Annotated in this window: 13 protein-coding genes, 1 tRNA gene and 1 pseudogene; 5 read left to right on the top strand and 10 right to left on the bottom strand. The window is 62.6% G+C overall.

Going from position 1 to position 13,228, the window contains the following annotated elements:
• The first annotated feature begins 74 nt into the window (after positions 1-74).
• Positions 75-1,304: a GNAT family N-acetyltransferase gene (locus NMG70_RS13065; protein WP_254024898.1), complete on the top strand. Its 1,230-nt coding sequence runs from the start codon at positions 75-77 to the stop codon at positions 1,302-1,304.
• A gap of 45 nt (positions 1,305-1,349) precedes the next feature.
• Here NMG70_RS13065 and NMG70_RS13070 read toward each other — a convergent pair whose 3' ends face one another.
• The gene (locus NMG70_RS13070; RefSeq protein ID WP_254024899.1) at positions 1,350-3,581 is read right to left on the bottom strand and encodes a GumC family protein; all 2,232 of its coding nucleotides are present in this window, start codon (positions 3,579-3,581) and stop codon (positions 1,350-1,352) included.
• Between the two features lie 251 nt (positions 3,582-3,832).
• On the opposite strand from NMG70_RS13070, the gene NMG70_RS13075 reads away from it, so the two are divergent.
• The 4 genes from NMG70_RS13075 (at position 3,833) to NMG70_RS13090 (ending at position 8,431) form a co-directional block, all read left to right on the top strand.
• The gene (locus tag NMG70_RS13075; protein WP_254024900.1) at positions 3,833-4,396 is read left to right on the top strand and encodes a polysaccharide biosynthesis/export family protein; all 564 of its coding nucleotides are present in this window, start codon (positions 3,833-3,835) and stop codon (positions 4,394-4,396) included.
• A 5-nt stretch (positions 4,397-4,401) separates the two neighbouring features.
• A complete protein-coding gene (locus tag NMG70_RS13080; RefSeq protein WP_254024901.1) occupies positions 4,402-5,532 on the top strand; it encodes a glycosyltransferase family 4 protein in 1,131 nt (376 codons plus the stop codon).
• 107 nt (positions 5,533-5,639) lie between these two features.
• Complete coding sequence (locus NMG70_RS13085; protein ID WP_254024902.1) at positions 5,640-7,175, top strand: undecaprenyl-phosphate glucose phosphotransferase; 1,536 nt, start codon at positions 5,640-5,642, stop codon at positions 7,173-7,175.
• Positions 7,172-8,431 carry an O-antigen ligase family protein gene (locus tag NMG70_RS13090; protein ID WP_254024903.1) on the top strand — a complete coding sequence of 420 codons (1,260 nt, stop codon included), beginning with the start codon at positions 7,172-7,174 and terminating at the stop codon, positions 8,429-8,431. Before NMG70_RS13085 ends, NMG70_RS13090 begins: the two co-directional genes overlap by 4 nt.
• Positions 8,432-8,485: 54 nt before the next feature.
• Here NMG70_RS13090 and NMG70_RS13095 read toward each other — a convergent pair.
• The 9 genes and pseudogenes from NMG70_RS13095 to ssb all read right to left on the bottom strand — a co-directional run bounded on the left by NMG70_RS13095 (position 8,486) and on the right by ssb (position 13,212).
• Positions 8,486-8,562 (bottom strand) — tRNA-Pro (locus NMG70_RS13095).
• 297 nt (positions 8,563-8,859) lie between these two features.
• Complete coding sequence (locus NMG70_RS13100; protein ID WP_254024904.1) at positions 8,860-10,020, bottom strand: tyrosine-type recombinase/integrase; 1,161 nt, start codon at positions 10,018-10,020, stop codon at positions 8,860-8,862.
• 26 nt (positions 10,021-10,046) lie between these two features.
• Positions 10,047-10,310 (bottom strand): annotated as a pseudogene (locus NMG70_RS32935) (helix-turn-helix domain-containing protein); the annotation flags it as partial.
• Positions 10,240-10,749 carry a hypothetical protein gene (locus NMG70_RS13105; RefSeq protein WP_254024905.1) on the bottom strand — a complete coding sequence of 170 codons (510 nt, stop codon included), beginning with the start codon at positions 10,747-10,749 and terminating at the stop codon, positions 10,240-10,242. The gene NMG70_RS13105 and the pseudogene NMG70_RS32935, both read right to left, overlap by 71 nt.
• Positions 10,746-11,075 (bottom strand): hypothetical protein, encoded by a 330-nt coding sequence (locus tag NMG70_RS13110; protein ID WP_254024906.1) that lies wholly within the window; start codon positions 11,073-11,075, stop codon positions 10,746-10,748. Before NMG70_RS13110 ends, NMG70_RS13105 begins: the two co-directional genes overlap by 4 nt.
• Positions 11,068-11,295 carry a hypothetical protein gene (locus NMG70_RS13115; protein ID WP_254024907.1) on the bottom strand — a complete coding sequence of 76 codons (228 nt, stop codon included), beginning with the start codon at positions 11,293-11,295 and terminating at the stop codon, positions 11,068-11,070. The genes NMG70_RS13110 and NMG70_RS13115 overlap by 8 nt, the downstream gene beginning before the upstream one ends.
• Entirely contained in the window at positions 11,292-11,675 is a 384-nt protein-coding gene (locus NMG70_RS13120) for an ASCH domain-containing protein (RefSeq protein ID WP_254024908.1), read from the bottom strand. The genes NMG70_RS13115 and NMG70_RS13120 overlap by 4 nt, the downstream gene beginning before the upstream one ends.
• Positions 11,675-12,676: a hypothetical protein gene (locus NMG70_RS13125; RefSeq protein ID WP_254024909.1), complete on the bottom strand. Its 1,002-nt coding sequence runs from the start codon at positions 12,674-12,676 to the stop codon at positions 11,675-11,677. The genes NMG70_RS13120 and NMG70_RS13125 overlap by 1 nt, the downstream gene beginning before the upstream one ends.
• On the bottom strand, positions 12,673-13,212 hold the full coding sequence (gene ssb / locus NMG70_RS13130; protein ID WP_254024910.1) for a single-stranded DNA-binding protein: 540 nt from the start codon (positions 13,210-13,212) through the stop codon (positions 12,673-12,675). Before ssb ends, NMG70_RS13125 begins: the two co-directional genes overlap by 4 nt.
• Positions 13,213-13,228 lie beyond the last annotated feature (16 nt).

Consider the following 13,228-nt stretch of genomic DNA (forward strand, 5'->3'; position numbering starts at 1 on the left):
CTAGGCTCATCCAAGCACGGAATTGCGCCTATGCGCCCCACAATCGCGGTGAATACGCCCTAAAGGATTGAGGTATGGTTGACGCCACCGCGTCATTTGACGGCAACCGGCTCGAGGCAATGGAGGCGGCGCCGCGCGCGCTGCCTGCGGATCATGCCGGCCTGTCGGTGTCGGTCGCCGACGGTACGGCACTTGCGGCCTATGCCGAGTTCTGCGATTCGGCGCTGTTCGCGCCGGCGCAGAGCCCGGCCTGGATCCTGAACTGGGCCAGATATGCCGAAGCGGACACCGTTTTGGCGACGCTGAGCGCTGACGGCCGGCCGGTTTTTTCGTTGGCGCTGGAAGTCACCAGCCGCGGTCGGTTCCGCGTCGCCCGTTTCATGGGTGGCCGCCATGCCAACGGCAATTTCGCGTGCGCCGACCCGTCCTGGCTGACCAAGGCGGATGGTGCCGCTATCCGCTCGATTTTCCCGGCGATCGCCAGGGCACGGCCGGACATCGACCTCGTCGCATTGGAACGGCTTCTGCCCGATCTCGACGGCATTGCCAATCCGCTTCTATCTCTCCCGCATTTTCTCAGCCCCAACCTGTCGCTGGCCGTCGACTTGGCGGGAGGTTTTGATGCGCTGCTCTCCCGCGCGAGCGGCAAGCGCAGGCGCAAGAGGCACCGCTCGCAGGCACGAAAGTTAGAGGCCGTCGGCAGCCACCGCCGCATCGAGGCCCGGACAGCCGACGAGGTGAACAGACTGCTCGATGCGTTTTTCGAGATGAAGGAGTTCCGCTTCCGCAAGATGGGCATTGACAACGTTTTCGGCGAGCCAGAGGTTGGTGCTTTCTTCCGCGCCTTGTTCGTCGAGGCGCTTTGCGATGACAAGCCGTCCTTCGTGCTGCATGGGCTCGAAGTCGCCGGCAAGCTTCGCGCCGTCACCGGATCGAGCCGCAATGGAAAACGCCTGATCTGCGAGTTCGGAGCGATCGCCGACGACGACCTCGCCCATGCCAGCCCCGGCGACTTCCTGTTCTTCGACAACATCGAGGAAGCCTGCGAGAGCGGGTTCGATGTCTATGATTTCTCGGTCGGCGACGAACCCTACAAGCGGCTGTGGTGCGACATCGAGACCCAGCATTCCGACGTCTTGATTCCGCTGACGATCAAAGGCCGCGCGCTGGCCCTTGTCCTGCGGCAAGGCGCGAGCCTGAAAGCCTTCCTCAAGAACAGCCCGACGATCTGGAAGCTGACCAAGATGCTCCGCCGCAAGGCGGCCGGACAGGCAGCACCTGCGGCGGGCGAAGACGACAGCTGAACGCCGCCGAGATTCCGGGACGTTCAAGAGAATCATCGAACCGTCTCAGGCGGCGGAGCGCCGTCCGGGTAGCGGCGTCCCAGGCGTCTGATGGCCGACCGGCGTCACCAGCGTCAGGTCGGGATAGCCGCTCTCGATCAGCTCGACCGCGGCCTGCGCCACCTCGTCGTTCGGCTCCAGCAGCGACAGGAAGACCTCGGTGCCCTCGCCGACAAGGCGGCTGATGCCTTGCGCGTCGGTTGGTCCGCATTCGACCACGACCAGATCGTAGGCGGTGGTCAGCGACTGCATGATGATCGGCAGCCGGTCGGCGGCGCGCATGGCGCGGACCGGATCGGCGGTGCCGACGGGGATGACGTGGCAGTCAGAATAAAGATCGACATGGATCACGTCGCTGAACTGCGCTTCGGAGGCGAGCAGATCGGTGATGCCCGGGAAAAGCCTGCTGTCCAGCGTCGGCCGCGAGGCGGCGCCCGAAGCGGTGAGATCGAGCAGGAGCACGCGCAGGCCGGCGTCGGAAACCTCACGCGCCACCAGCACCGCCGAGGCGGCCGCCTCGTCGCCTTCCGGCGACACGAATATGGCGCGTGCCGCACCGGTTGTGATCAGTTTCTCCACCGCCTTGTCGATTTCGACCTCGCCAAGGCTGCGGCGTGCCGGCCCGACGTCGTCGCCAGTTGCCGGGCCAGTTGCTGGGGCCGTTGCTGGCGCCGCGGCAGCCGCTTGCGGCTCTGCCTGGGCTTGCGCCGTCCGATCCCTAGGGTCTTCGATATCGGCCGGTTCCTGATTGGGCGGTTCGTGATCGGGTGGTTCCTGATCAAACGGTTCGTGGGCAACCGGCATCGCGACCTGTTCGATCCGCTCGAAGCGGGCGCCGGCGGCCGGCCGCATGGCGCGACCCGAAAACAGCTCTTGTAGAAGCGTCACGATCGCCATGACCAGCAGCGAGCCGACGAAGGCCGCACCGGCGATCGGCAGGATTTTTGGGAAATAGGGTTGGGACGGCGCCACCGCGCGGGAAAAGACACGGGCGTCGACCGGCAGATAGTTGCTGTCCTGGCGCGAGGACGCCTCACGATAACGGGTCAGGTAGGATTCGAGCAGCTGGCGCTGGGCGGTCGCTTCGCGCTGCAGCGCGTCCAGTTCGACCTGCTGGTCGCCGGCGCGCGCCGATGCGGCCTTCAGCGTGTTGACGTCGGCGACAAGCTGGTTTTCGCGGGCCTGAGCGGTCTGCGCCTGCGTCATCAGCCCTTTCATGATCTTTTCCGCCTCGCTGCGGATCTGGCGGTCGAGATCGGCAAGCTGCGACCTCAGCGCCCGGATGCGCGGATGATTGTCGAGCAAGGAGGTTGAAAGGTCGGCGATGTTGGTCTTGAGCTCGACCTGCCGCTCGCGCAGGCGCTGGATGAGTTCGGACGACAGCACCTCCGGTACCGCATCGAGCGAGCCGCCATTCTGCAGCGCCCTGCGCACGCTGTCGGCAGTCGCTGCCGCCGAGGCGCGATTGGCCCGCACCCGCGACAATTCGCTGGACAGTTCGGAAAGCTGTTGCGTGGCGAGCACCGAATTGTTGCCGCCCATCAAAAGATCGGACTGGGCGCGGTAGCTTGCCACCTTGGCCTCGGCATCCCTCACCCGCTTCGACAGGTCAGCGATCTCCGGCGCCAGCCAGTCGGTTGCGGCGGAATTCGATTCGATGTTGGCATTGCCCTGGACGGAGATGTAGGCGTCGGCGATGGCGTTCGGAATCTCGGCGGCGAGCCGGGGATCTTCCGAGGAGAATTGGATGACGATAACGCGAGATTTTTCAACGCGATAAACGTTGAGCTTCTCGCGCATCTTCGTCAGCACGCGTTCTTCTGGCGGAATCTCGTTGGGGTCGCTTTTCAGGCCGGCGACGACAAGCAGACGGCTCAACGGCGGCATATCCGCCGTCTCGTCGAACTCGGGAAGCCGCGACAAATCAAGCTTCTGCGCCACCTGCTTGAGGATGTCGGTCGAGGAAATGACCTCGACCTGGCTGGTCACGCCTTCCTCGTCGAGAATCGGCTTGTCGTTGTCGTTGGTGCCGTCGGGGCGCGTGTAGACCGATTCGCGCGTTTCGATCAAAAGCCGGGTTTCGGCCCGGTAATGCGGCGTGGCGAGCCAGGTGAGCGCGAACGCCAGGCCGGTTACGACAAGCGCGACGGCAAGAATGCGCAGCCAATTCCTCGCAAGGCTGGCGAAGAGCTGCCTGAGATCGACGTCGACATCTGCGGCCGCGGATTGAACGGACATGCATCCTGCTCCGGTACTTTAGTCAGCATACACCGTAAACAAATATGGTAACTCAGGCGTTAATATTGCGGTAAGCACCGGTTAGGTTTTACTCGGCAACAAAGCTTCGAAACCGGGCCGTCTCTTGTCGGTTGCCGTCGCTTGGGCCGCCCGCCTTTACCGGCCATTAACCCTAACCGGATGATAACGGGCCTCGATCTCCAGCGTTTGCCGCGGTGCAGCGGCGGCCAGTCGAAGGTACATGTCCGGTCATGAAAAGCACTGCTCCCCTGTTCCGTGCGCTGCTCGCCGTGTCATTGCTTGCCGGTTGCTCCAGCTACCGGCCGGCGCCGGCCGCCTTTCATAAGATGCTCGATCATTCCTATCGCCTCGGCGCCGGCGACCGGGTCCGCGTCACCGTGTTCGAGCAGGAAGGATTGACCAACGTCTACAGCGTCGACCAATCCGGCTATCTTTCCATCCCGCTCGTCGGCGCCGTACCGGCGCGCGGCCACACCGCACAGCAACTCGAAGGCGAGATCGCCGACAAATTGCGCCAGGGTTATCTCCGTGACCCGGACGTTTCGGTCGAGATCGACCGCTACCGGCCGATCTTCATCATGGGCGAAGTCGGTGCTGCGGGCCAGTACTCCTATGTTCCCGGCCTGACCGTGCAAAAGGCGATTGCCATCGCCGGCGGTTTCAGCCCGCGCGCCAACCAGGAAAGCGTCGACATCACCCGCGACATCAACGGCAAGGTCATGACCGGTCGCGTTGCCACCTCCGACCCGCTTCTGCCCGGCGATACGGTCTATGTTCGCGAACGCCTGTTCTAGACCACGTGGCGGACACACTCAGGATCGTCCACTGCTTTCGCTCACCTGTCGGAGGGATTTTTCGTCACGTGCGCGACCTGACCGAGGCGCAGGTCGCCGCCGGGCATGCCGTCGGCATCGTCTGCGATTCGACGACGGGCGGCGACTTCGAGGAACATCTGTTCGAACAGATGAAAGGCACAATGGCGCTCGGCATCCATCGCACGCCGATGCAGCGGCATCTCGGACCGGGCGACCTCGCCTCGGCCTGGCGCACATTTGGGATCATCAAGGAATTGCGGCCGGACGTGCTCCACGGGCACGGCGCCAAGGGTGGCGCCTATGCCCGCCTGTTCGGCTCATTGTTGCGGGTATCAAGGTCTCGCGTAGCCCGCGTTTATTCGCCTCATGGCGGCTCTCTTCACTATGACGAGACCACCGCGACGGGGAAGCTGTTCTTCGCGCTCGAGCGGTTCATGGCGCGCTTCACCGACTATCTTCTGTTTGTCTCCGACTATGAAAGGCAGACCTATCGCAGGAAGGTCGGCGAACCGCCCATCCCGAACAACCTTGTCCACAACGGCCTCAGCGCCGCCGAGTTCGAGCCGGTGCGAACCGAGCCGAATGCGGCCGATGCCCTCTATATCGGCATGATGCGCGACCTCAAGGGACCGGACATATTCATCGATGCGCTGGTTCTTGCCGGAACGCGACTCGGCCGCCCGGTGAAAGCGGTGATGGTCGGCGACGGCGACGACCTGCCGCGCTACCATGCGCAAGTGAAGCGGCTCGGGCTCGAAGGCCATATGCGTTTCCTGCCGCCGATGCCGGCGCGCGAAGCCTTTGCGCTGGCCGAACTGGTTGTCGTGCCCTCGCGCGCGGAAGCCATGCCCTACATCGTGCTGGAGACGCTCGCCGCCGGCAAATCGATGATCGCCACCGGCGTCGGCGGCATCCCGGAAATCTTTGGCGCCGGTTCCCCTGCCCTGATCCGGCCCGATCCGCGCGAACTCGCCGACAAGATGAGCGCGGCGCTGGCCGACCCCAATGCCTATTGCAGGCTGATGCCCGATACCGCCGACCTCAAGGCGCGATTCGGCGCCGATGTGATGGCCGCCGCGATCGAGACGGCCTATTTCGCGGCGCTCAAGCGGTAGCCCCAAAAGGGCGCTGACTTCAAAGCTTCTCCAAAAGCTATTTGTCGTTTCAAGGGTTTCTTAGCTCTCTTTCGCTATTCACTTGCGTGAAGCTTTGCGGATGCACCATGAGCGACTTCGATCCCACACCCGGCTTTTCGAAAGACGCGGTGCGCAATTTCAACGCCTCGGCCGGTGACGATAGCCCCGGCGGGATGAACGACGTCGCCCGTCAGGTCGCGACGCAATACCGGCGCGACACCATGTCGCCGATCATGGTCAGCGGCGTCTTGCGCATGGTCGAATTCGCACTGCTGTTCCTGTCGGGCCTGTGCATCTATTTTTACTATGTCGGCTTCTTCAACCATCTCGCCTGGCAATATCCGCTGGCGATCGCCGCCGCTTCGTCCCTCGCCGTGGTGCTGCTCGACGTCACCGACTGCTACCAGATCGTCTCGTTCATGCGGCCGCTCGCCAATTTCGGCCGTCTGCTGATGGTCTGGGCCGGCACCTTCGCCTTGATGGCGCTGACGGCATTCGCCATGAAGATGTCGCAAGACTATTCGCGCCTGGTTTTCGGCACCTGGTTCGTCGTCGGCTTCATGCTGATCTTCTGCCTGAGACTGCTGATGTCGAAGCTGATCCGGCGCTGGGCGCGCGACGGGCGCATGGAGCGCCGCGCCGTCATCGTCGGCGGCGGCACGGCGGCGGAAGTCCTCATCCGCTCCGTCGAAAAGCAGCCCTACAACGACATCCGCATCTGCGGCATCTTCGACGACCGCGGCGACAAGCGCTCGCCGCCCATCGTCGCCGGCTATCCGAAGCTCGGCACCATTTCCGAGCTCATCGAGTTCGCCCGCATCGCCCGTATCGACATGCTGATCGTATCGCTGCCGCTGACCGCCGAATCGCGCGTCCTGCAGCTTTTGAAGAAGCTGTGGGTGCTGCCTGTCGACATCCGGCTCTCGGCGCATTCGAACGCGCTGCAATTCCGGCCGCGCGCCTATTCCTACATCGGCTCGGTGCCGATGCTCGACATCTTCGACAGGCCGATCAACGACTGGGATTCGGTCGCCAAGCGCGCCTTCGACATCGTCTTCTCGATCATCGGCATCATCGTGTTCTCGCCGGTCATGCTGGCGACCGCGATCGCCATCAAGCTCGACAGCAAGGGACCGGTGCTGTTCCACCAGAAGCGGCATGGCTTCAACAACGAGATCATCGAGGTCTACAAGTTCCGTTCGATGTACACCGACAAGGCCGACCCGACCGCCAGGCAGACGGTGACCAGGAACGACCCGCGCGTCACCCGCGTCGGCCGCTTCATCCGCAAGACCTCGATCGATGAGTTGCCGCAGTTCTTCAATTCGCTTTTCGGTTCGCTGTCGCTGGTCGGCCCGCGCCCGCATGCCATTGCCGCCCAGTCGCACAACCTTCTCTACAATGAAGTCGTCGACGGCTACTTCGCACGCCACAAGGTCAAGCCCGGCATCACCGGCTGGGCGCAGATCAATGGCTGGCGCGGCGAGATGGATACCAACGAGAAGATCCGCATGCGGACGGAGTACGACCTCTATTATATCGAGAACTGGTCGCTGCTGTTCGATCTGAGGATCCTGTTCCTGACACCGATCCGGCTGCTCAATACGGAAAATGCCTATTGAGCGCAGTCGCGCATGAACTCTCGCCGGCTGCGGTCAACGCCAAGCTGATCGCGCTGATTGCGTCGGGCGCGGTTTTCCTCGGCGTCTTCCTGTCCGGCTTCGTCATCGCCGAGCCGGCGCCATACGACCTCTACATGGTCGCGCTGATGGCAGTGTGGGCCTTGTTCGGCCTGCGCATATCGCGCGCGGCGGCGCCGCTGCTGGTGCTGCTGGTGGTCATGAACATCGGCGGCATGATCTCGATGACCCAGATGTCGGATATTGCCGGCACCCCGCTCTATCTCTCGGTGTCGCTGTTCCTCGCCTTCACTGCGGTGTTCTTCGCCTCGGTGACATCGGTCCAGCCCAGTCTCTACCGGGTGATCTTCCTCGCCTATGTGATGTCGGCGGTGCTGACCTCGCTGCTTGGGATCGCCGGCTATTTCCATGCCTTCCCGGGGGCGGAGATCTTCACCAGATACGACCGCGCCACCGGCGCCTTCCAGGATCCGAACGTGTTCGGGCCGTTCCTGGTGCTGCCCGGCATCTACCTGCTCCATCTTCTGCTGACCGGCCCCGTCTCACGCATGCCGTTGCTGGCGATGCCGCTGCTGATCATCACGGCCGGCATTTTTTTCTCGTTCTCGCGCGGCGCCTGGGGCATGTTCGGCGTTTCGGCGATCCTCCTCACCGGCGCCCTGTTCCTGCAAAGCGCCAGCGGAAAATTCCGGCTGCGTGTCGTCGTCATGACCATCGCCGCCATTTCGCTGCTGGTCATCGCGATGCTCGTCATCCTGCAGTTGCCGGGCGTCTCGGAAATGTTCTCCAGTCGCGCCCAGCTGGAACAGAGCTACGATACTGCCCGCCTCGGCCGTTTCGCCCGCTATATCTTCGGTTTCCAGATGGCGCTTGAGCATCCGCTCGGCATCGGCCCACTCGTCTTCGGCACGATTTTCGGCGAGGACACACACGATATCTGGCTAAAAATGCTGATGGACTATGGCTGGCTCGGCTTCGTCTCGTTCCTGACGCTGACCTGCTGGACGATAGCGGCCGGCTTCCGCATTCTCCTGCGCGACAGGCCGTGGCAGCCCTATCTTTTGTGCGCCTATGTCGCCTTCATCGGCAATATCGCGCTGGGCACCTTCATCGACATCGATCACTGGCGCCACGTCTATCTGCTGCTCGGGCTGATCTGGGGCGCCATCGGACTCGAATATCGCCATCAGCGGCAGTTGCGGCCGGCGGCGCTGCCTGCGCCGGCGGCTGGGGCATGATGAATTTCTGAGGGCAACTCTAGGTTTTCTGGGGGCAAGTCTAAGTCTTGAAAATGGTCGGAGTGGCCGGATTCGAACCGACGACCCCTTGACCCCCAGTCAAGTGCGCTACCGGGCTGCGCTACACTCCGGACCGCGGGAAGCCATATATTTTCAGGGGTTGCGGCGCAAGCGCTAAAACGGCGGTTTGGAACAGAACCCGATCAAGCCGGGCAATTATCGGCGCAACCCGTCAGAAAGTCCCACGGGAAGTCCCACGGAAGCGAATATCGGGTTCTATCAACGTTCCGAAGTTATCCACAGAGGCGGCGGATCGGCACTCATCGACAGTGAGGACGTATGTTCGAGGGGCTACGCATGGCGCGAGCATCCGAATGCCGATGGCGGCTCATACGCATCGACGCGAATTGGGCAGAAGACAGGCCTAACTAACTGCGAACCGGCTTTGAAGCGTGGGTGTAGGCTTCCTCGGCGTTCTTGGGTTTCGCCGCTTCCATCGCGTTCAACACGTCGTCCATCATAGCATGGGCGTATTTTGTCGTCGTCTTTATATCCTCGTGGCCGAGGAGCTGCTGGACAACCTTAAGGTTGCTGTTACGCAGCACGCGTGTCGCGGCGGTATGCCTGGTGTCGTGGAAGTGGAAGTTCTTGACACCGGCTTTCGGTACGGCCCGCCGCATCGCGGTCTTCAGTCCCGACTCAGTTAGCGGATAGGGGTTGCCCTTGATCAGCCTGCGGTCTCCCGTCTTCACCGTCCGCGCCGCGATATAGGTGAACACCTTTTCGGCGTGATAGTTCTGCTGCGCCCACAGGATCTCGAACGTCCGCTTCGTCATCGGGATCACCCTGGACTTTTTGCCCTTGCCGATGACGGTGAATTGCCGGCCGAAGAAATCGACCCGAGACCATTCAAGCCCCAGGATCTCCATCCGCCTGCAGCCATTAATAAACGCGAACTCGACGGCGACCTCGTAGCCGCGCGCCAGCTCGGCCATGATCGCCGCCTCCTCGCCGCTGCTGGCCTCCCTCACCCGCTCTTTCGGCTCCGGCAAAAGATGCTTCGACCAGTCGATTGTAGCGGTCCTGGCGCCCCATAGGGCGCCGGCCCGTATGATCACCTCACGCAGCGGCTGCGTTACGGTGCGGTTGACCGTGGCAGCGCTGACCCGCTTCTTCACCTCCGGCGTCTTATATTTCCGACCGGGCTTCCGCTGCGACGGGACGAACTCGCCACGACGCTTCGCCACCATCGTGGTGACTTTTTCGTCGTCGATTGCCTGCAGAAGGGTGTCTTGTCCGAAATGGGAGACCAGCCACGCCATCGACCATTCAGTGTTCTTCCAGTTTTCGTGGTGCTGACCGACCTCTTCCCAGTAGCGGCTGGCCGCGATCGCTACGGTCATGTTCGGATCAGAGAACGCCTTCTCCACGTCGAGGACGGCCTTTGCCTCGGCGCGCTTGATGGTCTCTACTTGTTTCGCTTCTCGCTTTGACGTGCAGCCCGTCGAGCCTGAAAATCGACGACCCTGTAGTTGGAAGTCGTAGGAGTAGAGGCCATCCTTGGAGTCGGCCCTTCTAAAGACGGACATTTTACGACCTTCTTTCGTTTCGCCTTCCAGGCATTGAGGTCGTCAAGCTCATACCGTGGCGTCTCGCGCTTCTTTCCCTGCCCGACGTTGATGTACGGGATCTCGCCCGCCTTGCGCATCGCTCGCAAGGTGTCTTCGCCGATCCCGAGTTCCGCGCAGGCTTCCTCTGGCGTCAAGAGCGGCATGGTGGTGGTCCCCATGTTTCTGGACGATATGGCATCAATCGTAGCCCTCCAGCCAGAGCCGGTAGGATTTGTCGATGCCACGGAAGTTGTCGGCTTTGGCTTCATCGTAGTCGAGGTCGACCCGGCTTTTGACGCCGCACTGCGCCTTCAGCCAGGCCGCGGCCTCGTCGGCCGAGCCGATGGTGACGCCGAACTTCTTGCCTATGAATATCCAGAAGCCCTTTTCACCGCATGAGATCGCGGCGCGCTGCGCCAGCGGACCGCCCTTGCGTGGCGGTTCCGCCGGTGTGGTCCCGGCCTCCGGAGATGCCTCGTTAACTTTTGCCGCCTCGTTTGAGGCCTCCTGCCCGCCGCGGCCGTCGACTGTGTATTCATAGTCGCCGATACAGAAGGTGACGTTGGCCGGCCCGTGGATATCGATGATGAGGTCGTCGCCATTGATGTCGACAAGGAAACTCTCGCCATCTGTGGCCTCTTTGCCGACCAGCTGCTCGATCGCCTGCTGGAGCGGGATGGTATAGCGGTGAATGAGCGTTGGGTTCACAGCCCGATCTCCTCGAGGAAGGTTTCCAGCCCGGCTGGCTTGTCTGGTGCGAGCAGCGGCCCTTTGATGAAAGCATCCCAGTGCGTGCCGAGGTAGTAGGAGGCACGTTCACGGATCGCCCGCATCCGGACGATCTTCAGCTCGTCAGCGGTGCGAGCGATGCGCCGATCCCACTTCCTGATCTCGCGCCAGTAGCCGCGATGTTCCTTGCGGACCGCCTCCGGCAGCATCCGGAAGCACTTGCCGCAGATGGTCTCCTGGCTCTCGTGCTCGCGCTTGAATGTGCGCCGGCAGCGCGGGTTGATGCAGGGAACGCGGTCAGACACCGTCTACCCCCTCCCACGTTTGCGAATTGTCGGGGAGGCCGAAAAGGCTGTCGCCGACCTCGACGAGCGGGAATTCGCCGCCGGCGCGGATCTTCACCACCGCGGCGTCAGGGACGTCCTGGAACGGTTCGTCGAACCACCACTGCCGCCGGCCGTCGACGATCTGCTGGTGCAGCTTCTCGCCGGCGCGGAGGCGGGCCAGGACGGCGTCGAGCTTCATGCGAGGTCGCCCCACATGATGAGATTGCCCTGAAACTCATCAACGCCGGGATGGTTCTCCCGCCAGAACTGTTTCAGGTCGACCCACGACGCGAAGCCGTCGGCGATCGCGAAGCCCTCCAAGCCGCCTGGAAACCCGAAGCCGGGCAGAATGATGCCCTCCGATTCCGGGTCAGCGTCATTGAACAGGATCGTGATCTTGACGACTTCGATGCACTGCGAGCGGCCGATCAGCTCGCAGTGCTTGGTGCGCATGCCGCGGTAAAGCTGCAGCTGCTCGCCTGGCCGGGCATGCCGCTTCCGATCGGCGCGAACCGTCTGCCGTTTCGTGCCGGCATGGATCGGCGCGACGAAGCGCTGCTTGAAGGAATAGGCGACCATCAGGCTACCCCTTGAGGAACGGGAGCGCCGGGAGGTTCTTGCCAATGAGTGGCGACAGCTTCCTTGACCGATACGAGGCGGCCGCTGGGCCGCGACGTGCGCCACTCGCCGCAAATCTGGTCGTAGTAGCAGTCGCACCACCGAACGCCAGTTTTCAGCCAAATATCGATCAGTCGATCTTTCGGCGCGGTCTCAATCGGCTTCCACCCCGGTACTAACCCATCGGCGATGGCTGCGTCGATGCGGTGAACGACGCCCCACAAGAGGTCTTCAGCCGGGGCCAATATGAATTGCCGCGCCTCCCGCAAAGCCTCCACGATACCTTTGTCTATCTGAGGCTTGGGTGGGGAGGTGCGTGCCGCTAGATACGCTACAACTCGGTCTGCCTGTGTGCCGAAATTGGCATCCAGATATTCGTAGTCACGGCCGTACCTATCCCCTCCGAACCACTCGCGGAGAATATCGGTTCTGGTCACCGCCTCGGCTTCCATAGCCAGCAGAGGTGTTTCGTTGGTGGGGTTCTTCACGACGCGGCCTCCCGCTTTGGCGATGGCGTTCGTGGCGATCCGATGCATGGCGTGGATGGTATCGACCAGGGCAATCTCGCCGGTTCCGCTCTCGTTGGCGCGCTGGCTGATCTCTGTGAGCGCCGCCAGCAAATCCGGCACTGCCTGAGTGGCAGGGGCGAGGGCCACACCGAGGGCATACTTGGTGGCATGGAAGCCGACATCAGGTGTTGGCGGCGTGATATGGCCGAGCGCGGACTTGTCCATGTATTCGCCGAAAGAGTGCTTGTAGGCGTGAACCATCGCATCTGTGACCGCCACAGCAGGAACAGGCTGTGATGCGAGGGCGGCTTCGAGAGCAGCGCGCATCCATTTGCGGTTGTCGGCATTCGGAATGTACTCTGCACCGTCAAGCCCCGCCTCAACCATCGCATCCGTGACCTGGTCTTGACGGCTCACCCCTATGGAACAATCGATGCAAGTTGCCACGATCACCTCCACTCCGGACTGAAGGGAATGTCGTCGTCAAGATCGCTGCTCGCCCTTCGGCCAGCGCCACCGCCGCCCTGCCCGCCGCCGAAGTCGTTGCGGCCGAAGTCGCTCGATCGCCCGCCGCTACTGCCGCCGCTCGGCCGGCCGCCGCGATCGTCATCACGGCCGCGATCGCCATCCCCCTGCCCGCGCGCGTCAAGCATCTGGAGCTCGCCGCGGAACTTCTGCAGGACGATCTCCGTCGTGTAGCGGTCGTTGCCGGATTGGTCCTGCCACTTCCTCGTCTGCAGCTGGCCCTCGACGTAAACCTTGGCGCCCTTCTTCAGGTATTGTTCCGCGACCTTGGCGAGGTTGTCGTTGAAGATCACGACCTGGTGCCACTCGGTTTTTTCCTTCCGTTCACCGGAATTCTTATCGCGCCAGGATTCAGATGTGGCGATGCGTAGATTGACGACCGGGTCACCGGAATTCAGCCGGCGAATCTCGGGATCGGCGCCCAAATTGCCAATAAGCAGCACGCGATTAAGTGAACCGGCCATTTACGCACCTATCTCT

This window comes from Mesorhizobium ventifaucium (genome assembly GCF_935822925.1).
Taxonomy (GTDB): domain Bacteria; phylum Pseudomonadota; class Alphaproteobacteria; order Rhizobiales; family Rhizobiaceae; genus Mesorhizobium; species Mesorhizobium ventifaucium.